The organism is Rhizobium sp. RCC_161_2 (genome assembly GCF_041355235.1).
Taxonomy (GTDB): domain Bacteria; phylum Pseudomonadota; class Alphaproteobacteria; order Rhizobiales; family Rhizobiaceae; genus Rhizobium.
Genome location: NZ_JBFUPL010000005.1, coordinates 224,742 through 246,943 on the forward strand (window position 1 = coordinate 224,742; position 22,202 = coordinate 246,943).

Here is a 22,202-nt window from a genome sequence, read left to right on the forward strand (position 1 = left end):
CGCCTTGACGGCGTGATTTTCTTTGATGCCGAGGCAGCGTTCCGCCTTGCCCCCCCGACGCGGGCTTTTATTACATCGCATGTAATTGAGAGCAGCACCTCACCCGGGGTATCTGACAATGGTCTTCTTGCAGGAAGAGCATTTCAAGCCCTTCAACATAGAGAGCTTTCGCCGGGACGATGTCGGTGGCCACGATTCTTCGTTCCGACGGCAGGCTCAGGAGAAACCCATGACTACGGTGTCATTTGCGAAAAAAGACGCTCCCCAATGGCTGCTGTCCTTCTGGCGAGAAATTGACGACAAGACCTTCGGCGACGGCTTCAACTGCCTCACCGAAGGTGCAACATGCAATCTCGGCGTTGCCGACTGGAAGGGCCGCGACACCATTCGTGAGAACTTGCGCGCCTTCATCGACACAGGCTTCACCGCATTGCATGATGTTACCGAATATTGGGACGGTGGATCGCTCAAAGTGTTTCGCGGGACCGTCACCATGACGCCCGATGACCAAACACAGCCGGTGGTCAAACCGGTCATGACCCACTTCTTCTATATGGATGAGGTCGAGCCGACCAAAGTGCGTCATTGGTACGGATCTGTTGGACCTATCGCGTTCTGACGAAAATCTATGGTGGCGGGGTTGTCGAATGGTGGCCCCGCCACCGACGAACGAAGCGAGGCTTCTGCCGGATGAGCTCTTCCCGCATCAACTTAAGAATGCCAAATGAACTCGGACCGCAGCTGCGCGCATGGCGCGGCACACGCGGCAAGAGCCAACTCGATCTTTCCCTCGACACCGGCATTTCGCAGCGTCAGATAAGCTTTATCGAAAGCGGTCGGAGCATCCCCGGCCGCCACAATCTCTTGCACCTTGCCGAGGCGTTGGACGTGCCGCTCCGGGAGCGCAACTCCCTGCTCCTCGCCGCCGGCTATGCCCCGATCTATTCCGAAGGAAATTTCGACGATCGCGAGATGCAGGGCCTTACGAAGGCACTCCAGCGCATGCTTCGCCAGCATGAGCCGTTTCCGGCTGTTGTAATGGACCGCTACTGGAACGTCGTTATGACCAACGACGCGACCCCGCGCTTCTTCAACTGTTTTATCGACGTGGCCGGACGCGCGGCACCGCGCAATCTCCTCCATCTCATGTTCGACCCCGAGGGTATGCGGCCCTTCATTCCGGATTGGGAACAGACGACGAAAAGCCTGTTGGGGAGAGCCTTCCGCGAGTCCGTCGGCCGCGTTATCGACGCGCGGACGAAGGAGCTTATCGATAGTCTGCTTGCCTATCCCGATGTGAACGCCGAATGGAAAACATCCTTAGCGGCTGACAATACGCCCATGATCCCTCTGTCATTTATGAAAGACGGACAGCTTCTGAGATTTTTCTCACTGGTCACGACGGTCGGCACCGCGCAGATGATAACGGCCCAGGAGTTGCGGGTCGAATGCATGTTCCCGTTGGATGAAGCCACGGAGATTCGATACGCCGAACTGATGAACGCGGCCCAATAGAAGGGCAGCGTCAGAGCAGCAGTCGCTGATATCACGCCGCCTTGAAGGCGTGATATTCCTTGATGGCGACCATTTTGATAGCCGGATAACGTTCCGCCTCGTAGCGCAGCGAGAAGCCGTCCTGGGCGAGGAAGACCGGGTCGCCGTCGAGGTCGCGGGCGATGTCGCCGCGACGGGCGGTGACAAACTTGTCGAGGTCGGCGGCCTGATCGGCCGAGATCCAGCGGCAGACGGAGAAGCGCGACATTTCGAAGGAGACGGGCAGACCGTATTCGGCCATCAACCGCTCCTTCAACACGTCAAGCTGTAGCGCGCCGACGACGCCGACGATGGCGGGCGAGCCGTCTTCCGGCGAGAAGAGCTGCACGACGCCTTCTTCGGCCATCTGCTGCAAGGCTTCCTTCAGCTTCTTCGCCTTCATCGCATCTTCAAGACGGACGCGGCGCAGGATTTCCGGCGAGAAGTTCGGCACGCCCTGGAACACCAGCGACTCGCCTTCCGTCAGCGTATCGCCGATGCGCAGCGTCCCATGGTTGGGAATGCCGACCACGTCGCCGGCATAGGCGGTGTCCGCAAGCTGGCGCTGCGAGGCAAAGAAGAATTGCGGCGCGGTCAGGCCGAGCTGCTTGCCGGTGCGCGACAGACGCGCCTTCATGCCGCGCTCGAGCTTGCCGGAGCAGATGCGCGCAAAGGCGATGCGGTCGCGATGGTTCGGGTCCATATTGGCCTGGATCTTGAAGACGAAGGCCGTCATCTTGTCGTCGGTGGCGTGAACCGTCCTGATATCAGCGACCTGGTCACGCGGCGGCGGCGCGAATTCACCGAGCGCGTTGATGAGATCGCGGACGCCGTAATTGCGCAACGCCGAGCCGAAGAAGACCGGCGTCATGTGACCCTCCAGGAAGGACTCCCGGTCGAAGGGACGGCAGGCTTCGATCGCCAGTTCCGTCTCGTCGATGAAGCCCTGACGCTCGTTTTCCGGTAGCCGGCCGGCCACGGCCTGTGGGCCGTTGACGGGGGTCGGCGCCACTTCGGTATCCGAGCCGCGCACGGTATTGTCGGCCAGATGATAGGAGCCGCAGAAGCTTTTCGCCCGGCCGATCGGCCAGGTGATCGGCGCGGTATCCAGCGCCAGCTTTTCTTCCACTTCATCGAGAATCTCGAAGGGATCGCGGCTTTCGCGGTCCATCTTGTTGATGAAAGTGATGATCGGGATGTCGCGCATGCGGCAGACTTCGAAAAGCTTCAGCGTCCGCGGCTCGATACCCTTGGCCGCGTCGATGACCATGACGGCGGCGTCGACGGCCGTCAGCGTGCGATAGGTGTCGTCGGCGAAGTCTTCGTGGCCCGGCGTATCGAGAATGTTGAAGACATTGCCTTCATATTCGAAGGTCATGACCGAGGTCACGACCGAGATGCCGCGTTCGCGTTCGATCTTCATCCAGTCGGAGCGCGTCTGGATGCGATCCTTCTTCGCCTTGACTTCGCCGGCAAGCTGAATGGCGCCGCCGAACAGCAGCAGCTTTTCGGTGAGCGTCGTCTTGCCCGCATCCGGGTGGGCGATAATAGCGAATGTGCGGCGGCGGGAGACCGCCTCGGCGAGACTTTCGGCCATGCGTGTGAATCCTGTGAATTGCGGCCGTATCTAGCGACTCAAGGCCCGGATTGCAATTGACCTTGGGCGCTCACGCGCAAACTAATGCCGCATGACCATTCACACCGATACGCGCCCGACGCTGAATCTCATCCGCCTTGCCCATGGCCAGGGCCTCGACCTGCCCGCCTATGAGACCAAGGGTGCCGCCGGCATGGACCTGCGCGCGGCAATCGAAGACGGCACCACCCTGACGCTCGCGCCTGGCAAGCGGGCACTAGTGCCATCGGGCTTTATCTTCGAAATCCCCGAGGGTTTCGAGGCCCAGCTCCGTCCACGCTCAGGCCTTGCCTTCAAGAACGGTATCACCTGCCTCAATTCGCCCGGCACGGTCGACAGCGACTACCGCGGCGAAGTAAAGGTTCTGCTGATCAATCATGGCGACGAACCGTTCGAAATCACGCGCGGCATGCGCATCGCCCAGGTGGTGATCGCGCCGGTGACGCAGGTGCGTGTCGCTGAGATCACCGAAATCAGCGAAACGGCGCGCGGCATCGGCGGCTTCGGCTCGACCGGCGTGTGATGGCGGAATTCTAGCGGGACAGCGGCGGCAGCCGGCGTTTGACCGGGGTTGCCTTGATCATCGACGTATTGGTTTCGGCACGTTCGGTGATCTTGTCGAGGATGCCATCGAGGTCGCCCATTGAGCGGACCACGAGCCGGCCGATGAAGCAGTCTTCGCCAGTGACCTTGTCGCATTCGATGAATTCAGGCGTCTCCTGAATCAGGCGCTGGACCACATGCAATTGGCCGGGCAGCGGCCGGATGCGGACGATCGCCTGCAAAGAATAGCCGATCGCTTCCGGCGCGATATCCAAGGTGAACGCCGCAATGACGCCGCGCTCCTCCAACCGGCGCAACCGCTCGGCGGCGCTCGGCGAGGACAAGCCCGCCACCTCGGCCAGCTCCTTCAGCGAAATCCGGGCATTGCGCGCGAGCGCCTCCAGCATCCGCTGGTCGATCGCATCGAGTTCTATCGCCGTATTAGGTACACCCATATCATTGCCTCATATAATTAGGCATCCATGCCAATAATCTTTATCCAACCTATATCATATGCGCGCTGGCAGCAATATTATCAGGCTCAGCAAACGGGAGCCCGGATAATGAACGAGATAAGACGCGGCACAGTGGAAATGACGGCGGCAATGCTGATTTCAGGGACGATCGGCTGGTTCGTGCTGATGTCGGGGCAGCCTGTGACCGGCGTCGTTTTCTGGCGTTGCCTGATCGGCGCGCTGACGCTTCTTGTCATTTGCGGCGCCATGGGCCTCTTGCGTCCCGGCATCCTCAGCCTGCGGACCTTCGCGATTGCGGTTGGCGGCGGCATCGCCATCGTTCTGAACTGGCTGCTGCTTTTCGCCGCCTATTCGCATGCCTCCATCTCGATCGCCACCACCGTCTACAACACCCAGCCCTTCATGCTGCTCGGCCTCGGCGCCCTGTTTCTCGGCGAGAAGATCACGCTCACCAAGCTTTTCTGGCTGGGCCTCGCCTTTGCCGGCATGATTGTCATCGTCGAAGGCAAATCCGCGCAGACGGGAGCTGCAGGCAGCTATCTCATCGGTATCCTGCTCTCGCTCAGTGCCGCCTTCTTCTATGCGCTGGCGGCGATTGCCGCCAAATGGCTGAAGGGTACGCAGCCGCATCTGATTGCGCTGATCCAGGTCTCGACCGGCATTCTCATGCTCGCGCCCTTCACTGATTTCTCCGATTTGCCGCAAGGTGCGGGCGGATGGTCCATTGTGGCAACGATGGGCATCGTCCATACCGGCCTGATGTATGTGCTGCTCTACGGCGCCATCCAGAAGCTGCCGACGCATCTGACCGGCGCGCTGTCCTTCATCTATCCGATCGCCGCCATCGTCGTCGATCGTTTCGCCTTCGGCCATGTGCTTGGCGTCGCGCAGATCATCGGCGCGGTGATCATTCTGGCGGCAGCGGCAGGCATGAACCTCGGCTGGACGATCCCGCCGCCGCGTCATAAAAGCGGTCATCTCCCAAAGGAAGCCGCCGAATGATCACCTGCTATCTCCGCTACACGATCGACCCCTACAAGCTCACGGAATTCGAACATTACGCCAAGCTCTGGATCCCGCTCGTCAACCGCCTCGGCGGCACGCATCATGGCTATTTCCTGCCGCATGAGGGCGCCAACAATATTGCGCTGGCGCTCTTCAGCTTCCCGAGCCTCGCCGACTATGAGACCTATCGTCAGAGAATGGCCGAGGATGCCGAATGCCGCGCCGCCTTTGCCTACGCTGAGGAGACGCGCTGTATCCTCAGCTATGAGCGCAGCTTCATGCGGCCTGTTTTCTGATCTTATTTTGCCTAGAGCGTTTCAACGCCTCACTGAAGCGCAGAAACACTCTAGGCCTTTTGTTTGTACGCAATTCCGGACGGAAAACCGCAGCACACTTTTCCTGGAATTGCTCTAGTTGGGGCAGCTTTCCGATTGGCCGTCGAGGCCTTCGGTTAGCCGCTCGAAGGCGACACTTGTCGATGAGCCGTTGCGTGTGATGCGCAAGATGTAGAGCCCATCGAAATCCTTGCCGTGCCACTTCGGCACCACCTTGGCATCACCGCCATTATCGGTCATCAGCTCGCGGGCGAGATCGACGATCTGCTTGTGCTCCCAGGCGATGAAAACGATTTTTCCGCGATAATCCGGCTTTTCCAGCGCCGCCTTCAGGCCATCGATATCGTCATAGCCGAAGCTGGTGTCGACCGGCAGACCAAGCGCAATGGCGGTCGGCTCTATGGTCGCAAGCGGGCGGACATAATCATAGGACGTGCCGGAATCATCCTTTTGCTTCGACGGATCGGGGGCGAAGATCGCTGCAGGCTTGCCGAAGAGGCGGGTGAGTACCGGCGGAAGCGCCAATGCGCGATTGAGCCCCTGGCAACTGAGCTGGCCGAGACCTGCCTCCGGTTTTTCGCCATGACGCAGGAAGACGATCGTCTGTGTCGCCGCCCCGTCTGCCGCCATAGCCATCGACGCGGAACCGCAGAAGGAAGCGAGGCAGAACAGCCCCACGACAAATTGCTGCGGAACCATCCGCATTACCGCTGCGCCTCGACTGCCATGCGGACGGCGAGGCCGGCCAGCACCGTGCCCATCAGCCATCGCTGCACCAGCATGAAGGCCGGACGCTGGGCGAAGAACATTGCGATGGAGCCGGCCGTCAGCGCGAAGATGGCGTTGAAGGTCAGGCTAATGACGATCTGCGTGAAACCGAGGGCGATCGACTGGATGAAGACACTGCCGGCGGCCGGGTCGATGAATTGCGGCAGCAGCGAAAGATAAAGAATCGCCACTTTCGGGTTCAACAGGCTGGTCACCAGCCCCATGGTGAAGAGCCGGCGCTTGCTGTCCTTCGGCAGTTCGCGCACCTGAAAGGCGGAGCGGCCGCCGGGCTTCAGCGCATTCCAGGCAAGCCAGACGAGATAGGCAGCGCCGGCAAGACGAAGCGCGTCATAGGCAAAGGGCACGGCGAAGACGAAGGCGGTGATGCCCAGCGCTGCGGACAGCATATAGAAGACGAAGCCGCAGGCGACGCCGCCGAGCGAAATCAGCCCGGCCGCAGGCCCCTGCGAGATCGATCGCGATACCAGATAGATCATGTTCGGCCCCGGTGTCAGCACCATGCTGAGAGCAATCAGGGCAAAGGCAATCATGCTGGTCAGATGCGGCATTGGGGTCTCCGGCTGAGGGGTGTCAGAAGGCGATGTGGGCTGTCGGAACAAGCTTAATTTCATGCGGCCCGGCGTCAAAGCCGTCAAGCAGCATATTGTGATAGGAGACAATCGCCTCGAACGACAGCTTGCCCATATCGGCGGTCGTATGGCCGTCGCTGATCAGCGTCACATCAAAGCCGAGCGAGACGGCCCGCCGGGCCGTGGTGTCGACACAGAACTGGGTCATGCAGCCGCCGATGATGAGGCGGGTGATCCCTTTGGCACGCAGGCGCTGCTCGAGGTCGGTCTCGAAAAAAGAATCGCAACTCGTCTTGTGAACCACGACATCGCCCGCCTCCGGCGCGACTTCCCGCCGCAGCTGCCAGCCTTCGCCACGCTTGGCCAGACGATGGGCTCCGTGGCCGTCATGCTGAACGATGAAGGATGGAACGCCGGCGGCGCGGGCCTCGCGCTTCAACGCTGCGAGCTTGGAGACGACCGTCTCAAAGGCGGCATCGATCGCCGGCTGGCGCGCTGGCGTGCCAAGGCCGGTCAGGACGGCGTTCTGGAGATCGATCAGGAGCAATGCGGAGGACATGGGAGCCTTATGCAGCGTGGTTTCGACAACGTGGTTCGGCAGGCCGTTAATCCTTTGGTAGTGTATTCGCACCGACAGCACAACCGCTTGAAAAGGTAGGAATGCTGCGATAGAGCAAGCCTCTGTCTCTCGAGGAAGATCACCATGACGCTGGCAGCCTTGCTCACCTATAGCGGCGCAGTTTTCATCGCCGGCACGGTAGCCCTCATCGCCGCCCGCGCAGCCTAAAAAAACCTTCCCCGATGACGCCATTTAGGAGATTCTTTTCCCAAGTGGAACTGAAGCTCAGAGTGGGATCACTCTGGTTTCCGTTACCGTTTGATCCTATTGTGCCTTCACAATTCCAATAAAGGGAGAGCTACCCATGTCCGACACCCGCAAACCAGGCCGCGGCCGCGTCTATGCCTCGATCACCGAGACCATCGGCGACACGCCGCTCGTGCGTCTCGACAAGCTGGCAAAGGAGAAGGGCGTCAAGGCCAACCTCTTGGCAAAGCTCGAATTCTTCAACCCCATCGCCTCCGTCAAGGACCGCATCGGCGTCGCCATGATCGAGAGCCTGGAAGCCCAGGGCAAGATCACCCCCGGCCGGAGCGTGCTGATCGAGCCGACGTCGGGCAATACCGGCATCGCACTCGCCTTTGCCGCTGCCGCCAAGGGCTACAAGCTGATCCTCACCATGCCGGAAACCATGTCGATCGAGCGCCGCAAGATGCTGGCCCTGCTCGGCGCCGAACTGGTGTTGACCGAAGGGGCGAAGGGCATGAAGGGCGCGATCGCCAAGGCCGAGGAACTGGCCTCGACACTGCCCGACGCCGTCATCCCGCAGCAGTTCGAAAACCCGGCCAACCCGGAAATCCATCGTAAGACGACGGCCGAGGAAATCTGGAACGACACCGACGGCAAGGTCGACATCTTCGTCTCCGGCATCGGCACCGGCGGCACGATCACAGGCGTCGGCCAGGTGCTGAAGGCCCGCAATCCCGACATCAAGGTCATCGCCGTCGAGCCGGCCGATTCACCGGTTCTGTCCGGCGGCAATCCCGGTCCGCACAAGATCCAGGGCATCGGCGCCGGCTTCGCCCCGAAGATCCTCGACACCCATGTCTATGACGAAGTGATCACCGTCACCAACGACGAAGCCTTCCAGCAGGCCCGCCTCGTCGCCAGGCTCGAAGGCGTGCCGGTCGGCATTTCCTCTGGTGCTGCCTTGACGGCTGCGATCAAGGTCGGTCAGCGGCCGGAAAACGAAGGCAAGAGCATCGTCGTCATCATCCCCTCCTTCGCCGAGCGTTATCTGTCGACGGTCCTGTTCGAGGGGCTGGGCGGCTGATAAAGTCTGCTACAATCGTTAAATACCCAAAGGGCGCTGCGGCGCCCTTTGTTGTTTCAGCGACTTGCCCTCACGCCGCCGCCGTCAGCCGTTCGCCGGCGATGCGGTAGGAAATAGCCTCGGCGAGATGGATGCGCCCGACCGTCTGCTTGTCGTCGAGATCGGCGAGCGTGCGCGCCACCTTCAAGACGCGATGATAGCCGCGGGCGGAAAACTTCATCTTCTCGGCCGCGTCACGGAGCAATTGCAGGCCGGCGGCGTCCGGCTCGGCGATGGTCTCGATCATCGATGTCGAGCAGCGGGCGTTGGTGGAGATGCCTTTCAGGCCGGCGGCCTCGAAGCGTTCGCGCTGCCGTTCGCGGGCGCGAGCGACGCGAAGGGCGACATCGGCACTCTTTTCCGCCGTTGCCGGCCGGATGAGATCAGCGGCCGAAACCGCAGGCACATCGATGCGGATATCGATACGGTCGAGCAGCGGCCCGGAAATACGACCCTGGTAGTCCGAGACGCAGCGCGGACCACGGGCGCAGGTGTGGCCCGGTTCGCCGGCCATGCCGCAACGGCAAGGGTTCATCGCCGCGATAAGCTGAATGCTGGCAGGGTAAGAAACACGATGATTGGCGCGGGCGATGATGCATTCGCCCGTTTCCAACGGCTGGCGCAACGCATCCAGCGCCTGCGGTGAAAACTCCGGAAGCTCGTCAAGGAAGAGAACGCCATGATGGGCAAGCGAGGCTTCGCCGGGCCGGGCGCGCAGGCCGCCGCCGACCAATGCGGCCATGGTGGCGGAATGATGGGGCGTGCGATAGGGCCGACGATCGGAGAGCTTACCGCCGGACAGCTGACCGGCGACGGAATGGATCATCGACACTTCCAGTAGCTCCGCCGTCGACAGCGGCGGCAGGATGGATGGCAGGCGCGAGGCCAGCATCGACTTGCCGGAACCAGGCGGTCCGACAAAAAGCAGATTATGCCCACCGGCGGCTGCTACCTCCAGCGCCCGCTTGGCACTTTCCTGCCCCTTGATATCGGCAAGATCCGGGAAATTGGCGGCGGTTGCGCGGATGGCGGGTTCCGGGCGCGACAGGACCTGGGTGCCGCGAAAATGATTGGCGAGCGCGATCAGGCTGCGTGGCGCGAGGATATCGATTTCGGCGCCGGCCCAGGCGGCTTCGGGACCGCTTTCGGCCGGGCAGATCAGGCCCTTGCCCATGGCATTGGCGGCAATTGCGGCCGGCAATGCACCGGCAACGGGCGCAATCGTGCCGTCAAGATTGAGTTCGCCAAGGACGGCATAGGCGGACAACGCATCCGCCGGAATGGCGCCCAGTGCTGCCATCAGCCCGAGCGCGATCGGAAGATCGAAATGACTGCCCTCTTTGGGCAAATCAGCTGGCGCGAGATTGACCGTCACCTTCTTCGGCGGCAGCGCCAGACCGGAAGCGTGGAGTGCGGCCTGCACGCGCTCGCGGCTTTCGGCCACCGCCTTGTCGGGCAGGCCGACGATATGCATCAGCACCTTGCCGGGCGCGATCATCACCTGCACTTCGACGGGAACGCCTTCAATGCCCTGAAACGCAACCGTGCTGACGCGCGCCACCATGCTCTATCCCCTGTGCCGCAAGCTTTTTACGCTAACAACCCATCCCTTTAGTAGGTTGTAGGTTGCAATCTTGCATGGAAAAAGGAATAAAACAAGAACAATAAACGAACAAATCTACTATCGCACGAGATGCTACGACAGCAAGTTGTAATATAAGAACAAAATAAGACGAGAGCGCCGAAATCAGGCGCGCTTGGCTTCGATGGCATCCCAGAGCAGGCTGGCGATATCGGCGCCGCCGAAGCGCTTGACCTCGCGAATGCCGGTCGGCGACGTGACGTTGATCTCCGTCATATAGTCACCAATGACATCGATGCCGACGAGGAGGAAGCCGCGTGCCTTCAGCGATGGGCCGATGCGGGCGCAGATTTCCTGTTCGCGCGCCGTCAGCTCCGTTGCCTCGGCACGGCCGCCGACATGCATGTTGGAGCGGCTGTCATGTTCGGCTGGAACGCGGTTGATGGCGCCGACCGGCTCGCCGTCGACGAGGATGATGCGCTTGTCGCCCTTGCGCACGTCAGGCAGATATTGCTGGGCGATGAAGGGCTCGCGGAAGAGCTGGCCGAACATTTCGAGCAGCGAAGACAGGTTACGGTCGTCGCGCGTCGAGTGGAAGACCCCGGCGCCGCCATTACCGTAGAGCGGCTTCAGGATGATGTCACCCATCTCCTCGCGGAAGCGGCGGATTTCGTCGGCATCGCGAGTGATCAGCGTTTTCGGCATCAGGTCGGCGAATTCGGTGACGAAGATCTTTTCCGGGGAGTTGCGCACCCAGGCCGGATCGTTGACCACGAGCGTCTTCGGGTGAATGCGCTCGAGTAGATGCGTCGAGGTGATATAGGCCATGTCGAAGGGCGGATCCTGACGCAGCAGGACGACATCCATGGTCGAGAGATCGACGCGCTCGGGTTCGCCGAGTTCGAAATGGTCGCCCTTGACGTCGCGCAGGATCATCGGCTCGACCGAAGCATAGACCGTGCCGTCGCGCATGCTGAGGCGCTCGGGCGTGTAGTGGAAGAGCTTGTAGCCGCGGTTCTGGGCCTCCAGGCTCATGGCGAACGTCGAGTCGCCCGCGATGTTGATGCCCTGTACATGGTCCATCTGGACCGCAACATTCTTGATCTTCGCCATGATTTGCCCTCGCTCGAATTCGCCGACAGATTTAGGTCGGCCGGCGTTCAAACGCAACGGCTATTGACGGCATCAGGCGGCGATACCCTGGGCGCCGCCCTGCCGCACGAGATTGCGCAGGCGATAGGCCATGGTCAGCGGCTTCGGGAAAGGCTTGCGGCAGAAGGCGACCTTGCGCACATAGCGGTCGATGCGCCATGTCGCCCATGTGCCTCCGGCAAAATAAGCGACGTCGCCGGCGCCGAGCAGACGTTCCACGCCATCCTCGGTGGTGATATGCACCTCGCCCTCGAGGATCATCACGGTCTCGTCCCAGCCGAAATGCCAGTGAAACTCGCCCGCCGTACAATCCCACAATGCCGTCAGCGCGGCATCGTCCTGCCCGCGAGAATGCTCGGCAAGGCGGGCGACCGGCGTGCCTGCCACGACCCAGGACGGCTCGATCGGCGACGGCTTCATGTCCATCTCGCCGGCAGCGCCCGCCACAAAGTTTTTCGACTGCGGCAATGCCACAGCGACTGGTACGGCACGGGCGGCAAAGGCCGCCATGCTCGCCAACATCAATCTCAAGACCATGCAATCCCCCAATTCCATGCGCGTCTTGGCCTTCATGGCACGAAACAAGTAACGGCACGGTTCAGGAAAAAGCTGGCATTTTATCGGTTTGCAGCGATCAGGCCGCAAAACCTTCGATGGTGCAGACGATCATGTCGTGATCGGAGAGCGGCTTGCCGTCGGCGTTGAGCGAAGAGACCAGATGGCTTTCGCCGATCTTCAGGCCACGGCTCAGGAACCAGTCGAGCTTCATGGTGCGGTCGGGAAAGCGGGTGATGAGGCTCGGGCGCGTGCTCGTCTGATCGAGCGGCCCGCCATGGCATTCGAAGCCACGACCCTCTGCCATCGCGAAAAGAGTATCCGTCCTGAAATCCCCGCCGGTATGATTGCCGGTATTGAGGTCGCCGCCGATCAGGATCGGCAGGCCGGGCGCGTAGGCCTCGACGGCATCGATCAATGCCGCCATCTGGCGTTCGCGATAGGCGACGGTAGCGACACTTTCGAGATGCACCGAGACGGCGACGAAGGGACCTGCTTCGGTCTCGACAATGGCGCCGATGGCGCAGCGCTCGCCGACACGCGGCTGCTCGTTGCTGTCCTTGAACCAGACGGCCTCGCCCGGCAGACGGAACAGGAAGACGTCTTTCAGCGCGGTCGAAGCCATCAGTGCGTTGCCATGAAAGCCCTTCTCGTTGAAGTCGTCCTTACAGAAGGACCGCTCGATCTCGGAGCCGAGGCTGAGTTCGAGGAATTCGACGCCATAGGCGTAATTCATGCCCAGCTCACCGGCGACCATGGCGGTCGGGTCGCATTGCTCCGTGCGTGCCATACCTTTATCCATTTCCGAAAGCAGCACCAAAGGCGCATCGGTCGCCCGCAGCTTGGCGGCGGATTCGAGCGGGAAAAGGCAACGCTCCAAATTCCACGCCGCCACGGTGAAGGGGAAAGCAAGCGGCCGCCCCTGGCCGCTCCCGCCGCCGACACGCACCGTGTTCATGCAGGCAAGCGACGCCAGGGTCGCAGCGTGGATGGCGGGGGTCTTTTCCAGCGAAATGAAACTCTGACGCTCCTCCTGCGAAGGAACGGCGAAGTCGGAGACGGTACTGCGGATCATGATGAGGCCTGTCGAGATGAGATAAGGCGCCGATGCCTTGGAGCAGCATGGCGCGGATCGTCCGGCAATAGGCGCGTTTTATGACGGCTCCATGATATCGGCGTCAAAAAGCATCCTGAAAATGCCGGGGCCAGCGGCCGGGCAGGATGGCGACGATATCGTAGCGTTGCGACAGCAGCGCATAGTCCGGCTGGCGGGCAAGCCAGAGGTCGCTCGCGGCACGGATGCGTTTCTGCGCGGAAAAGGAAACGGCATCGATCGCCTCCTGATCGCCACGCCGAGCCTTGACCTCGACGAAGACGGCGAGATCACCCTTGCGGGCGATGATATCGATTTCGCCGAGCTTGGTGCGATGTCGGATGGCGAGGATGCGGTAGCCCTTGAGCAGTAGAAAAGCGGCAGCGAGATATTCGGAGATGTGGCCGCGCCGCCATGCATTTTGTCGCTTCAGCCTTTCGCCCGTATCGGCCAATATCATATCTCTGAGTTTTAGAACGCTCAATAAGGCTAGTTGCCTCTCGTGAATTGAATATCCCTCAACGAGCAAAATGCAAATTTTAGTGTCGTTGCGGTCAACTTAAATGAACAGCGACTGACTTTCCAAGATGGAAGAGCGTCAAAAGTCAGCAAAACGGCGCCATCAAACCCTTGGCTCCTAGCCTTGTCACCAGGCTCCAGTTTCCAGTGTCCCCTAAAACCTTGAACGGCTTTGGGTGGAGCAATCGATCCTCGATAGAACATGATGCCGTCAATCGCCAAGGTGCCATCCTCTTCAAAGTGATAGACTGCCTTAATCTTTTCTACCTGCGCCTTCGACTGCTCCTCAGTGAGTTGTGAATTGCCGAATATAGCGATCCAATCCCCAGCGAGCGGTTGCTCTTCAGCGAAAACATAACCAATCATTTTGAGCAGCAACATAACCGTTAGCAAACCAGCTTTCATGGAAACGTTCCTTAGGAGCGATGGAAACTCAGTATTTCACAGCTTGTAAGTTCTCCACGAACGCGAAGAGCCTTTTCACGCGGCAAAAGTTTCACTCGGACTGCGCCTTCATATCGAGCAGGCGCTGATAGAGATCCTTGCGCGGGAGGCCGGTCAGGCGCGCGGCTTCTGCTGCCGCCTTGGCGGTCGGCATGGTCTTGGAGAGATCGCGGAGCATGGCGTCGATATCGGCCTCCGGCGTAATGACTTCCTGTGGCGGGCCGACCAGCCAGACAATCTCGCCCTTGACGTTATCGACCGTCTCATAAAATGCGGCGAGTTCGGCGAGCGTACCGCGACGGAACTCCTCGAAGGTCTTGGTCAGTTCGCGACCGACGGCGGCCGGGCGCTCTGCGCCGAGCACATCGGCGGCGGCGGCCAGCGTCGCGGCGATGCGATGCGGCGATTCAAAGAAGATCAGCGTTGCGGGGACGGTCGCAAGTTCCGCCAGCCGGTCGCGCTTGGCCTTGTCCTTGGTCGGCAGGAAACCGGCGAAAAGAAAGGCATCGTTGGGGAGGCCGGAGCCGACCAGTGCCGCAAGCGGCGCCGAAGCGCCGGGAATGGGCACGACGCGATATCCGGCCTCGATCGCCTGTTGCGCCAGCCGGTAGCCGGGATCGGAGACCAGCGGCGTGCCGGCATCGGAGACCAGCGCCACGGAGCGGCCGGCTTCCAGCGCCTGCAGCAGGCGCGGCCCAACCTCGTCGGCATTGTACTCATGATAGGCATAGGGCCGGTTCTGGATGCCGTAGCGATCGAGCAGGACGCGGGTGACGCGGGTGTCCTCGCAGGCAAGGACATCGGCGCCGGCCAAGGTTTCCAATGCCCTGAGCGTGATATCGCCGAGATTGCCGATCGGCGTCGCGACAAGATAGAGCGCCGGCTCGAGCGGACGGGCGGGAACCGTGTGGTTATGCAAGCGGAAGCTGCGCGCTCCGCCGCTGGGATGGTCTTCGTTCATGCCTGTCCTGAATTCGCTTTGGATTCATCGCCTTTATGGGCGAGGCGTCGTCTGACGGCAAGTGCACAGCAAATCCTGTGAGCTTTCCCCATCATTTACTGAAATGACGTGCAGCATATCCCGATGCCTCTTGCATTCGCATGCTGAGTTCTGTCATTTTGCCCGTCCAATCTTCGGGGCGCTCCCTTCGGGGCCGCTCGGAACCATATCCTTCGGGCGCGTCGGACCGCCCGGGCAGTCACGGTCGAAAGCGGTAGCATCCATGCGTATTACAATTGAGCGGTCGAACCTCCTGAAGTCGCTGAACCACGTCCATCGCGTGGTCGAGCGTCGCAACACGATCCCGATCCTGTCCAACGTGCTGCTGAAGGCCGAGGGCGCGAACCTCGACATGAAGGCGACCGACCTCGATCTGGAAATCACCGAGGCAACCCCCGCCAATGTCGAGCATGCCGGCGCCACCACTGTCCCGGCACATCTTCTCTACGACATCGTGCGCAAGCTGCCGGACGGTTCGGAAGTGCTTCTCGCCACCAATCCCGACGGCGGCTCGATGACCGTCGCTTCCGGGCGCTCGAAATTCTCGCTGCAATGCCTGCCGGAATCCGATTTTCCGGATCTCACCGCCGGCAGCTTCAGCCATTCCTTCAAGCTGAAGGCATCGGACCTGAAGATGCTGATCGACCGGACGCAATTCGCGATCTCCACCGAAGAGACGCGCTATTATCTGAACGGCATCTTCTTCCACACGATCGAAAGCGAAGGCGACCTGAAACTCAGGGCCGTCGCCACCGACGGCCACCGTCTCGCCCGCGCCGATGTCAGCGCCCCCTCGGGTTCGGAAGGCATGCCGGGCATCATCATCCCGCGCAAGACGGTCGGCGAGCTGCAGAAACTGGTCGATAGCCCCGACGTCATCGTCACCGTCGAAGTGTCGGACGCCAAGATCCGCACGACGATCGGCTCAATCGTCATGACCTCGAAGCTGATCGATGGCACCTTCCCCGACTATCAGCGCGTCATCCCGACGAATAACGACAAGGAAATGCGGGTCGATTGCCAGAGCTTCGCCCAGGCGGTCGACCGCGTCTCGACCATCTCGTCGGAGCGCGGCCGCGCCGTGAAGCTGGCGCTGTCGGACGGTCAGCTTTTGCTGACGGTCAACAACCCGGACTCGGGCAGCGCGACGGAAGAAGTCGCGGTCGGCTATGACACGGATGCGATGGAAATCGGCTTCAACGCCAAATACCTGCTAGACATCACCGCGCAACTGTCCGGCGACGCCGCGATCTTCCTGCTTGCAGATGCCGGCTCGCCGACGCTGATCCGCGACACGGCCGGTGACGACGCCCTCTACGTTTTGATGCCGATGCGCGTCTAGCGAAACCAAAGCGTCCTTCCCGCGTTCTCATGAACACGGGAAGGACGCTTTTATTTTAACGCGCGTTGATTGCGACATTTTCTTTTGTTATTGCGTCACGGCATTGCAAGATTAGACACAAGCGATATGTAAGTCGCAACTGTAGAAAATGGTGGGGGAGAGCATGGCGCTGCGTCTCAAGGAACGGCTGGGCAAGAAATTCGATGAGGAAATCCGTTTCTTCAAAGGCATGATGCAGGGTCCGAAGACCGTTGGCTCGATCGTTCCGACATCCTCGATCACCGCCCGTAAGATGGCGAGCGTCATCAACCTGCAGTCGGGCCTGCCGGTGCTGGAACTTGGTCCCGGAACCGGCGCGATCACCAAGGCCATCCTGGCGCGCGGCGTCGAGCCGCAGAACCTCGTCGCCATCGAATATTCCACCGACTTCTACAATCACCTCGTCCGCCGTTATGCCGGCGTCAATTTCATCAATGGCGACGCCTTCGATCTCGACACGACACTCGGCGTGCTGCGCGGCCAGACCTTCGATTCCGTCATTTCCGGCATTCCGCTGCTGAATTTCCCGATGAAGGCGCGCGTCGCCCTGCTCGAAAGCCTGCTGGACCGCATGCCGCCCGGCCGCCCTGTGGTGCAGATTTCCTACGGTCCGGTTTCGCCGATCATTGCCCGGCCGGATCGCTACCACATCCAGCATTTCGACTTTATTGTCCGCAACATCCCGCCGGCGCAGCTCTGGATTTATCGGCGCAGCTGAATGGCTACGAAAAGCCATCTTGCCATTGCCTTTCGATAGGACATATTTCGGCTCCGAAGCTTCTTCCGCAGAACAGGATCCCGTCGCCGATGTTCGCTCTCTACATCACCCATCCGCAGGTGCGTATCGACCCCACGGTTCCGGTGCCGGAATGGGGCCTGTCCGAAATCGGTGCGGCGCGGGCGCAACTGGCGGCGACCCGGCCCTGGGCCGGCAAGCTCGGCCTGATCGTTTCCAGCGCCGAGCGCAAGGCGATAGAGACCGCCGAGGCTTTAGCAACGGCGAGCGGCGCCGCGGTGGAAATCATCGAAGCCACGCATGAGAACGACCGCAGCGCCACCGGCTTTCTTGTCCCGCCGGAATTCGAGAAGGCGGCCGACTGGTTCTTTGCCCATCCGCACGAAAGCTTCAAAGGGTGGGAGCGCGCCATCGATGCGCAGACGCGGATCGTTTCTGAGGTGGAAGCCGTTCTGTCGCGGCATGACCCTCGCGTGCCCATCGCATTCGTCGGCCATGGCGGCGTTGGCACGCTGCTGAAATGTCACCTCGAGGGCAAGCCGATCAAGCGCCAGGGCGATCAGCCGCCAGGCGGCGGCAATCTTTTCGCATTCGATCTTGCGAAGCGCGCCGTCTCATGCGACTGGACGCCTATGGAAAATTGGCAGGGATGGGCTTGAGATGACCGCGCGCGACCGCTTGATCGTTGGACTGGATGTTCCAAACCTTCAGGAGGCCGAAAAAGTCGTCAGCGCCCTCGGCGACGATATTCTCTATTATAAGATCGGCTATCAGCTCGCCTTTGCCGGCGGGCTGGAATTTGCCCGAGATCTTGCCAAGGACGGCAAGAAGATCTTCCTCGACATGAAGCTGCTCGATATCGACAACACCGTCGCCTCCGGCGTCGAGAACATCGTCAAGATGGGGATGTCGATGCTGACGCTGCATGCCTATCCGAAGGCGATGAAGGCGGCCGTCGCCGCTGCGAAAGGCTCCGACCTCTGCCTGCTCGGCGTCACCGTGCTGACCTCGATGGATGAGGAAGACCTGATTGCCGCCGGATACGAATACGACCCGCATACGCTGGTGCTGCGCCGCGCCGAACAGGCGCTGCTTGCCGGCATGGGCGGCATCGTCTGCTCGGCCGAGGAAGCCTCGGCCGTGCGCAAGATCATCGGCCCCGATATGGCGCTGGTTACCCCCGGCATCCGCCCGGTGGGCAGCGACAAGGGCGACCAGAAGCGCGTGATGACGCCGGCGGAAGGCATCCGTGCCGGATCGAGCCATCTTGTGGTGGCACGGCCGATCGTCAAAGCGGCTGACCCGAGAGAGGCCGCCCGCGCCATCCTCGCGGAAATGGATGCCGCACTCTAATTTCGAGATAAAGGGAGGCCGAGATGGCAAAGGGATACTGGATCGCTCGCGTCGATGTTCGCGATACCGAGCGCTACAAGGATTACGTGGCCGCCGCCAAGCCGGCTTTCGAGCGATATGGCGCGAATTTTCTGGCTCGTGGGGGTGCTTTCACGCCGCTGGAAGGCCAGGCGCGCAGCCGCAACGTCGTCATAGAATTCCCCTCGCTGCAACATGCCGTCGATTGCTACAACTCGCCGGAATACCAGATCGCCGCCAAAATCCGCCAGGAAGTGGCGGACGCGGAAATGGTTGTCGTCGAGGGCGTTTAACGCATTCAAAAAGCAGCTCGACAATGCGGCGCGATGGCACTTCACCTCGGCCCTCGGATCGGCTAAGACGAAACCAGATCAGCCCCATCTAAGCCTTTCGAGGAGCCTGCCATGACCCTGTCCAACCTTCCGCCGCTCGTTACCGTGTTCGGAGGATCAGGTTTCATCGGGCGGCATGTCGTGCGCGCGCTCGCCAAGCGCGGCTACCGCATCCGTGTCGCCGTTCGCCGCCCCGATCTCGCCGGTTACCTGCAGCCGCAGGGCAATCTCGGCCAGATTTCGATCGTGCAGGCGAACCTGCGCTACCGCAACTCCATCGACCGCGCCGTCGAAGGCGCTCAGCATGTCGTCAATTGCGTCGGGATTCTCGCTGAAAGCGGCCGCAACACGTTCGACGCCGTGCAGGAATTCGGCGCCAAGGCCATTGCGGAAGCCGCACGCGGCGTCGGCGCTTCGCTGACGCATGTCTCCGCTCTCGGCGCCAACGCCAATTCGCCCTCGGCCTATGCCCGCACCAAGGGCCGTGCCGAAGCCGCCATTCTCTCGATCAAGCCGGATGCCGTCATCCTGCGGCCGTCGATCGTCTTCGGTCCGGAAGACGGTTTCTTCAACAAGTTCGCCGATATGTCGCGGTCGGCGCCCTTCCTGCCGCTGATCGGCGGCGGCAAGACGAAGTTTCAACCGGTTTACGTCGAGGATGTCGCCGAGGCCGTTGCCCGTGGCGTCGACGGCAAGCTGAAGGCCGGCACGATCTATGAACTCGGCGGCCCGGAAGTGTTGTCCTTCCGAGAATGTCTCGAGACCACGCTTGCGGTCATCAATCGCAAGAAGCCGCTGGTCTCCATCCCCTTCGGGCTGGCCTCGCTGATCGGCTCGGTCGCTTCGCTGATACCGCTGATCGCGCCGCCGATCACCTCCGACCAGGTCACACTGCTGAAGAGCGACAATGTCGTCTCCAAGGAAGCCGAAGCCGAGGGACGGACGCTGAAGGGCATCGGCCTGCTGCCAACGCTGCTGGTCTCCGTGCTGCCCTCCTATCTGGTGCGCTACCGTCCGCAGGGTCAGTTTACCGGTTCCGGCAAGGCCGCCTGACACCTCGACCGTTCAAGACATTCAAGCGCCGTCTGGTTTCGCCAGGCGGCGTTTTCGTTTCTGCGGCCACACTTTTGCCTTGAAAGCGCACCCTTCGCCGGCTTGATTCACAGCCTGGCGTTGCCGAAAAGACGCACCCCGAAAATACTAGCATTAACGTCAAATTTAACATGAAGATTTATTGCTATTGGTCACGTCACTGACTAACACAACCGCGCGTCCAGAGGCTCACCCAAGGAGCCATGTCGTGGCGCGCTCTACTTCTGCGGAAAGGCATTTTTCGATGGGCAAGTCTATCGCGCTTCTGTTTGCGTGCGCGGCACTGGTGATCCTCGCGGGTTCGTTCATGGCCCGGGGCAGCATCGCTTCGGTCAAGGGTGAATGCACGCCGACCTATGGCGTCGACCCCTGCACGACGGGCTCCATCGACACTTCATCCTCGAACTGATCGAGCATGAAAAAGGCCGGTTTTCACCGGCCTCACTTCTCTTCAGCTTCTGACATGTGTCTCGTCACTTAGCCGACGGTGTAAAGCCCGATCAGGCCGAGGATGCCGACGCCAATACGCCACCATGCAAAGGGTGCGTAGCCACGGCGCGAGACGAAGTCGAGCAAGGCCCGCACCACGAAGAGCGCCGTGATGAAAGCGGCAACGAAACCGATGACGATCAGCTGGCCGTCGGCCATGCTGAGATCGTGACGGCTCTTCCAGAGATCCAGCGTGAAGGCGCCGACCATGGTCGGCATGGCGAGGAAGAAGGAAAACTCGGCGGCTGAACGCTTGTCCGCGCCTAGCAGCAGGGCGCCGACGATGGTCGAGCCGGACCGCGAGGTGCCGGGGATCATGGCCAGGCACTGGAAGAAGCCGATCTTGATCGCCATCGGCCACGAGAAATCGTAGGCGCTGGTATATTTCGGCTTGAACTCGATCCTGTCGATGACGAGCAGGACGATGCCGCCGAGAATCAGCGAGATACAGATGAGGATAGGCGTCTCGAACAGCACGCCCTTGATGAAATCATGGGCGAGCGCGCCGATAACCGCCGCCGGCAGGAAGCCGAAGAGGACGGCCAGCACGAAATGCCGCGCCTTGACGCTGACCGGCAGGGCCTTGGCGATTTGAACGAGGCGGTTGAAATAGACGAGCAAGATGGCGAGAATCGCACCAAGCTGGATCAGAACTTCGAAGGTACCTGCGGATTTGAAGCCGAGAAAATGTCCAATCAATATCAAATGACCCGTGGAGGAAACGGGAATAAACTCCGTAAGGCCTTCCACAAGGCCCAAAACCAGCGCGATAATAATTTGTTCAGCCATATTGTGTCCTTTGTCAAACGGCGGGGCGGCCCGATTCGCTTGTGTTAACTAGGCCAAGCTCCTATAGCTTCAACCGATGACGAATGACTAGGGTCGCACAATCATGACGAACCCGAAACGCCTTTAAGCATCAATCACAAAAGCCCGAGTATCAATGCCGACGCTGTATCATCACTCCATGTCATCTCCGTCACGGTTCGTCCGTCTGATTCTGACCGAATACGGCTATCAGACGGAACTGATCGAGGAACAGACGTGGGAAAAGCGACGCGACTTCCTGGCGCTCAACCCGGCCGGCACCCTGCCGGTCTATGTTGACGACAGCATGCGGGCGCTCTGCGGCGCAGCGGTGATTTCCGAATATCTCGACGAGACCCATGGCGTGCTGAAGCGCGACCGACGGCTTCTGGCCGAAGACCCGTTCCAGCGCGCGGAAATCCGCCGGCTGACGGAATGGTTCATGCATAAGATGGAGCAGGACGTGACGCGGCCGCTGGTGCGCGAGCGGGTCTACAAGCTGCAGATGACCGCCGACCAGGGCGGCGGCGCGCCTGATTCCAAGGTGATGCGCATGGCACGCGGCAATATCCGCCAGCACATGAAATATCTCTCCTGGCTCGCGGGTTCCAGGCAATGGCTCGCGGGCGACCGGATGAGCTATGCCGACTTGGCGGCGGCAGCTTCCATTTCCGTCCTCGACTATCTCGGCGAGATCGACTGGGCGGAATCACCCGTTGCCAAGGAATGGTATCAGCGGCTGAAATCGCGCCCGTCTTTCCGTCCGATCCTGGCGGAGCGTGTGCGCGGTGTCACCCCGGTATCCCACTACGCCGACCTGGATTTCTGACGA

27 protein-coding genes are annotated in these 22,202 nt (G+C 60.9%); 14 read left to right on the plus strand and 13 right to left on the minus strand.

What is annotated here, in order from left to right; all coding sequences use genetic code 11:
- Positions 1-229 precede the first annotated feature (229 nt).
- Both AB6803_RS15545 and AB6803_RS15550 read left to right on the plus strand, forming a co-directional pair.
- On the plus strand, positions 230-619 hold the full coding sequence (locus AB6803_RS15545) for a nuclear transport factor 2 family protein (protein WP_371109955.1): 390 nt from the start codon (positions 230-232) through the stop codon (positions 617-619).
- 98 nt (positions 620-717) lie between these two features.
- A complete protein-coding gene (locus tag AB6803_RS15550; protein ID WP_371109716.1) occupies positions 718-1,515 on the plus strand; it encodes a helix-turn-helix domain-containing protein in 798 nt (265 codons plus the stop codon).
- A 31-nt stretch (positions 1,516-1,546) separates the two neighbouring features.
- On the opposite strand, the gene AB6803_RS15555 is transcribed toward AB6803_RS15550, so the two are convergent.
- The gene (locus AB6803_RS15555) at positions 1,547-3,130 is read right to left on the minus strand and encodes a peptide chain release factor 3 (protein ID WP_371109717.1); all 1,584 of its coding nucleotides are present in this window, start codon (positions 3,128-3,130) and stop codon (positions 1,547-1,549) included.
- Positions 3,131-3,221: 91 nt separating this feature from the next.
- Between AB6803_RS15555 and dut the strand changes: the two genes are divergently transcribed.
- Positions 3,222-3,692: a dUTP diphosphatase gene (dut, locus tag AB6803_RS15560; RefSeq protein WP_371109718.1), complete on the plus strand. Its 471-nt coding sequence runs from the start codon at positions 3,222-3,224 to the stop codon at positions 3,690-3,692.
- Between the two features lie 10 nt (positions 3,693-3,702).
- Here the strand turns inward: dut and AB6803_RS15565 are convergent, their stop codons facing one another.
- Positions 3,703-4,167, minus strand: coding sequence for an Lrp/AsnC family transcriptional regulator (locus tag AB6803_RS15565; protein ID WP_007702781.1), 465 nt, complete (start codon positions 4,165-4,167; stop codon positions 3,703-3,705).
- 108 nt (positions 4,168-4,275) lie between these two features.
- On the opposite strand from AB6803_RS15565, the gene AB6803_RS15570 reads away from it, so the two are divergent.
- Positions 4,276-5,190 carry a DMT family transporter gene (locus tag AB6803_RS15570; protein WP_371109719.1) on the plus strand — a complete coding sequence of 305 codons (915 nt, stop codon included), beginning with the start codon at positions 4,276-4,278 and terminating at the stop codon, positions 5,188-5,190.
- Positions 5,187-5,489: an NIPSNAP family protein gene (locus tag AB6803_RS15575; protein WP_371109720.1), complete on the plus strand. Its 303-nt coding sequence runs from the start codon at positions 5,187-5,189 to the stop codon at positions 5,487-5,489. Before AB6803_RS15570 ends, AB6803_RS15575 begins: the two co-directional genes overlap by 4 nt.
- Positions 5,490-5,603: 114 nt before the next feature.
- Here the strand turns inward: AB6803_RS15575 and AB6803_RS15580 are convergent, their stop codons facing one another.
- Genes AB6803_RS15580 through AB6803_RS15590 form a run of 3 tightly spaced genes read right to left on the minus strand, consistent with a single transcriptional unit; the run spans position 5,604 to position 7,445 of the window.
- Positions 5,604-6,233 carry a hypothetical protein gene (locus AB6803_RS15580; RefSeq protein WP_371109721.1) on the minus strand — a complete coding sequence of 210 codons (630 nt, stop codon included), beginning with the start codon at positions 6,231-6,233 and terminating at the stop codon, positions 5,604-5,606.
- Positions 6,233-6,865, minus strand: coding sequence for a LysE family translocator (locus tag AB6803_RS15585; protein WP_371109722.1), 633 nt, complete (start codon positions 6,863-6,865; stop codon positions 6,233-6,235). Before AB6803_RS15585 ends, AB6803_RS15580 begins: the two co-directional genes overlap by 1 nt.
- A 22-nt stretch (positions 6,866-6,887) precedes the next feature.
- Positions 6,888-7,445 carry a cysteine hydrolase family protein gene (locus AB6803_RS15590; RefSeq protein WP_371109723.1) on the minus strand — a complete coding sequence of 186 codons (558 nt, stop codon included), beginning with the start codon at positions 7,443-7,445 and terminating at the stop codon, positions 6,888-6,890.
- A 364-nt stretch (positions 7,446-7,809) separates the two neighbouring features.
- Between AB6803_RS15590 and cysK the strand changes: the two genes are divergently transcribed.
- Positions 7,810-8,778, plus strand: a complete 969-nt coding sequence (cysK, locus tag AB6803_RS15595; protein ID WP_371109724.1) for a cysteine synthase A — start codon at positions 7,810-7,812, stop codon at positions 8,776-8,778.
- A gap of 70 nt (positions 8,779-8,848) precedes the next feature.
- On the opposite strand, the gene AB6803_RS15600 is transcribed toward cysK, so the two are convergent.
- From AB6803_RS15600 to rsmI, 7 genes are all read right to left on the minus strand, one after another.
- Positions 8,849-10,381, minus strand: a complete 1,533-nt coding sequence (locus AB6803_RS15600; RefSeq protein ID WP_371109725.1) for a YifB family Mg chelatase-like AAA ATPase — start codon at positions 10,379-10,381, stop codon at positions 8,849-8,851.
- Between the two features lie 183 nt (positions 10,382-10,564).
- On the minus strand, positions 10,565-11,512 hold the full coding sequence (gene gshB, locus AB6803_RS15605) for a glutathione synthase (RefSeq protein WP_371109726.1): 948 nt from the start codon (positions 11,510-11,512) through the stop codon (positions 10,565-10,567).
- Between the two features lie 72 nt (positions 11,513-11,584).
- A complete protein-coding gene (locus tag AB6803_RS15610) occupies positions 11,585-12,088 on the minus strand; it encodes a cupin domain-containing protein (protein WP_371109727.1) in 504 nt (167 codons plus the stop codon).
- A 97-nt stretch (positions 12,089-12,185) separates the two neighbouring features.
- On the minus strand, positions 12,186-13,181 hold the full coding sequence (locus AB6803_RS15615) for an endonuclease (protein WP_371109728.1): 996 nt from the start codon (positions 13,179-13,181) through the stop codon (positions 12,186-12,188).
- A 103-nt stretch (positions 13,182-13,284) separates the two neighbouring features.
- A complete protein-coding gene (locus AB6803_RS15620; protein WP_371109729.1) occupies positions 13,285-13,653 on the minus strand; it encodes a YraN family protein in 369 nt (122 codons plus the stop codon).
- A 35-nt stretch (positions 13,654-13,688) separates the two neighbouring features.
- Positions 13,689-14,123 carry a hypothetical protein gene (locus AB6803_RS15625; protein WP_371109730.1) on the minus strand — a complete coding sequence of 145 codons (435 nt, stop codon included), beginning with the start codon at positions 14,121-14,123 and terminating at the stop codon, positions 13,689-13,691.
- 91 nt (positions 14,124-14,214) lie between these two features.
- Positions 14,215-15,123 (minus strand): 16S rRNA (cytidine(1402)-2'-O)-methyltransferase, encoded by a 909-nt coding sequence (rsmI, locus tag AB6803_RS15630; RefSeq protein ID WP_371109731.1) that lies wholly within the window; start codon positions 15,121-15,123, stop codon positions 14,215-14,217.
- A 262-nt stretch (positions 15,124-15,385) separates the two neighbouring features.
- On the opposite strand from rsmI, the gene dnaN reads away from it, so the two are divergent.
- The 7 genes from dnaN (at position 15,386) to AB6803_RS15665 (ending at position 20,483) form a co-directional block, all read left to right on the plus strand.
- Complete coding sequence (dnaN, locus tag AB6803_RS15635) at positions 15,386-16,504, plus strand: DNA polymerase III subunit beta (protein WP_371109732.1); 1,119 nt, start codon at positions 15,386-15,388, stop codon at positions 16,502-16,504.
- 163 nt (positions 16,505-16,667) lie between these two features.
- Positions 16,668-17,261, plus strand: coding sequence for a phospholipid N-methyltransferase PmtA (gene pmtA, locus AB6803_RS15640; protein WP_371109733.1), 594 nt, complete (start codon positions 16,668-16,670; stop codon positions 17,259-17,261).
- An 89-nt stretch (positions 17,262-17,350) separates the two neighbouring features.
- On the plus strand, positions 17,351-17,938 hold the full coding sequence (locus AB6803_RS15645; RefSeq protein WP_371109734.1) for a histidine phosphatase family protein: 588 nt from the start codon (positions 17,351-17,353) through the stop codon (positions 17,936-17,938).
- A gap of 1 nt (position 17,939) precedes the next feature.
- A complete protein-coding gene (gene pyrF, locus AB6803_RS15650; RefSeq protein ID WP_371109735.1) occupies positions 17,940-18,632 on the plus strand; it encodes an orotidine-5'-phosphate decarboxylase in 693 nt (230 codons plus the stop codon).
- Positions 18,633-18,655: 23 nt separating this feature from the next.
- The gene (locus AB6803_RS15655; RefSeq protein ID WP_371109736.1) at positions 18,656-18,943 is read left to right on the plus strand and encodes a DUF1330 domain-containing protein; all 288 of its coding nucleotides are present in this window, start codon (positions 18,656-18,658) and stop codon (positions 18,941-18,943) included.
- Between the two features lie 111 nt (positions 18,944-19,054).
- A complete protein-coding gene (locus tag AB6803_RS15660; RefSeq protein WP_371109737.1) occupies positions 19,055-20,035 on the plus strand; it encodes a complex I NDUFA9 subunit family protein in 981 nt (326 codons plus the stop codon).
- A gap of 283 nt (positions 20,036-20,318) precedes the next feature.
- On the plus strand, positions 20,319-20,483 hold the full coding sequence (locus tag AB6803_RS15665; RefSeq protein ID WP_371109738.1) for a hypothetical protein: 165 nt from the start codon (positions 20,319-20,321) through the stop codon (positions 20,481-20,483).
- Positions 20,484-20,551: 68 nt separating this feature from the next.
- Here the strand turns inward: AB6803_RS15665 and AB6803_RS15670 are convergent, their stop codons facing one another.
- Entirely contained in the window at positions 20,552-21,352 is an 801-nt protein-coding gene (locus tag AB6803_RS15670) for an undecaprenyl-diphosphate phosphatase (protein ID WP_371109739.1), read from the minus strand.
- Positions 21,353-21,506: 154 nt separating this feature from the next.
- Here AB6803_RS15670 and AB6803_RS15675 point away from each other — a divergent pair, with 154 nt between their 5' ends.
- Positions 21,507-22,199: a glutathione S-transferase family protein gene (locus AB6803_RS15675; RefSeq protein ID WP_371109740.1), complete on the plus strand. Its 693-nt coding sequence runs from the start codon at positions 21,507-21,509 to the stop codon at positions 22,197-22,199.
- The last annotated feature ends 3 nt before the right edge of the window (positions 22,200-22,202 follow it).

Bases quoted from the DNA above. Each gene is read 5' to 3' on its own strand.
- AB6803_RS15545 (WP_371109955.1), top strand. From the start codon at position 230: ATGACTACGGTGTCATTTGCGAAAAAAGACGCTCCCCAATGGCTGCTG.
- AB6803_RS15550 (WP_371109716.1), top strand. From the start codon at position 718: ATGCCAAATGAACTCGGACCGCAGCTGCGCGCATGGCGCGGCACACGC.
- AB6803_RS15555 (WP_371109717.1), bottom strand. From the start codon at position 3,130: ATGGCCGAAAGTCTCGCCGAGGCGGTCTCCCGCCGCCGCACATTCGCT.
- dut (WP_371109718.1), top strand. From the start codon at position 3,222: ATGACCATTCACACCGATACGCGCCCGACGCTGAATCTCATCCGCCTT.
- AB6803_RS15565 (WP_007702781.1), bottom strand. From the start codon at position 4,167: ATGGGTGTACCTAATACGGCGATAGAACTCGATGCGATCGACCAGCGG.
- AB6803_RS15570 (WP_371109719.1), top strand. From the start codon at position 4,276: ATGAACGAGATAAGACGCGGCACAGTGGAAATGACGGCGGCAATGCTG.
- AB6803_RS15575 (WP_371109720.1), top strand. From the start codon at position 5,187: ATGATCACCTGCTATCTCCGCTACACGATCGACCCCTACAAGCTCACG.
- AB6803_RS15580 (WP_371109721.1), bottom strand. From the start codon at position 6,233: ATGCGGATGGTTCCGCAGCAATTTGTCGTGGGGCTGTTCTGCCTCGCT.
- AB6803_RS15585 (WP_371109722.1), bottom strand. From the start codon at position 6,865: ATGCCGCATCTGACCAGCATGATTGCCTTTGCCCTGATTGCTCTCAGC.
- AB6803_RS15590 (WP_371109723.1), bottom strand. From the start codon at position 7,445: ATGTCCTCCGCATTGCTCCTGATCGATCTCCAGAACGCCGTCCTGACC.
- cysK (WP_371109724.1), top strand. From the start codon at position 7,810: ATGTCCGACACCCGCAAACCAGGCCGCGGCCGCGTCTATGCCTCGATC.
- AB6803_RS15600 (WP_371109725.1), bottom strand. From the start codon at position 10,381: ATGGTGGCGCGCGTCAGCACGGTTGCGTTTCAGGGCATTGAAGGCGTT.
- gshB (WP_371109726.1), bottom strand. From the start codon at position 11,512: ATGGCGAAGATCAAGAATGTTGCGGTCCAGATGGACCATGTACAGGGC.
- AB6803_RS15610 (WP_371109727.1), bottom strand. From the start codon at position 12,088: ATGGTCTTGAGATTGATGTTGGCGAGCATGGCGGCCTTTGCCGCCCGT.
- AB6803_RS15615 (WP_371109728.1), bottom strand. From the start codon at position 13,181: ATGATCCGCAGTACCGTCTCCGACTTCGCCGTTCCTTCGCAGGAGGAG.
- AB6803_RS15625 (WP_371109730.1), bottom strand. From the start codon at position 14,123: ATGAAAGCTGGTTTGCTAACGGTTATGTTGCTGCTCAAAATGATTGGT.
- rsmI (WP_371109731.1), bottom strand. From the start codon at position 15,123: ATGAACGAAGACCATCCCAGCGGCGGAGCGCGCAGCTTCCGCTTGCAT.
- dnaN (WP_371109732.1), top strand. From the start codon at position 15,386: ATGCGTATTACAATTGAGCGGTCGAACCTCCTGAAGTCGCTGAACCAC.
- pmtA (WP_371109733.1), top strand. From the start codon at position 16,668: ATGGCGCTGCGTCTCAAGGAACGGCTGGGCAAGAAATTCGATGAGGAA.
- AB6803_RS15645 (WP_371109734.1), top strand. From the start codon at position 17,351: ATGTTCGCTCTCTACATCACCCATCCGCAGGTGCGTATCGACCCCACG.
- pyrF (WP_371109735.1), top strand. From the start codon at position 17,940: ATGACCGCGCGCGACCGCTTGATCGTTGGACTGGATGTTCCAAACCTT.
- AB6803_RS15655 (WP_371109736.1), top strand. From the start codon at position 18,656: ATGGCAAAGGGATACTGGATCGCTCGCGTCGATGTTCGCGATACCGAG.
- AB6803_RS15660 (WP_371109737.1), top strand. From the start codon at position 19,055: ATGACCCTGTCCAACCTTCCGCCGCTCGTTACCGTGTTCGGAGGATCA.
- AB6803_RS15665 (WP_371109738.1), top strand. From the start codon at position 20,319: ATGGGCAAGTCTATCGCGCTTCTGTTTGCGTGCGCGGCACTGGTGATC.
- AB6803_RS15670 (WP_371109739.1), bottom strand. From the start codon at position 21,352: ATGGCTGAACAAATTATTATCGCGCTGGTTTTGGGCCTTGTGGAAGGC.
- AB6803_RS15675 (WP_371109740.1), top strand. From the start codon at position 21,507: ATGCCGACGCTGTATCATCACTCCATGTCATCTCCGTCACGGTTCGTC.